Genomic DNA, 635 nt, shown 5'->3' on the forward strand with positions numbered 1-635 from the left:
CCTTGCTGATAGTCACGATGTCGATATCCAGCAAGTCAGTCACATCATGGGATTAGATGAGCGCGTTGGGAGTAGCTATTTGCAAGCGGGCTGGGGCTTTGGTGGTAATACGCTACCGACGGAGCTGTTACAGCTACAGCAATCAGGGCAGGCGAGCCGCGTAGACATGCCGATGCTACAGTCAGTGATCGATATCAATGAAGACCAAAAAGAGCTGATATTTCGTAAGTTCTGGCAATATTTTGATGGTTTTATTGATAATAAGACGGTAATGATTTGGGGCGGCAGTTATAAGTCAGGATCAGGGCGTACCGTAGGGTCTGCAATCCATCCCCTGTTAGCGCTGCTATGGTCTTATAATATTCAGACGTTGGTCTATAGTGAGAAAGCGCAGACTGAGCTACAGGCGCTATATGGTCAGCAGCCTTTATTAGAGTTGGTTAACGATGCTTATGCGCCATTGGTTGATACACAAGCGTTATTTATCATGAGCTGGCCTTTAGATAGCGACTTGGATGTGAACCAAATTAATAAGACGGCGCAACCTATTTTTGATGCGCAAAATGCCCTAACCTGCATGCAAATTGAGCGTTTGGTAGGTGGTTACATGGGTATTGGTCGTGCTAAGTGACGTG

Annotated in this window: 1 pseudogene; it reads left to right on the forward strand. The window is 46.3% G+C overall.

Going from position 1 to position 635, the window contains the following annotated elements:
* Positions 1-631, forward strand: a pseudogene (locus ACS8FD_RS21805) (UDP-glucose/GDP-mannose dehydrogenase family protein); the annotation flags it as partial.
* Between the last annotated feature and the right edge of the window lie 4 nt (positions 632-635).

The organism is Psychrobacter sp. 1U2 (assembly GCF_051847575.1).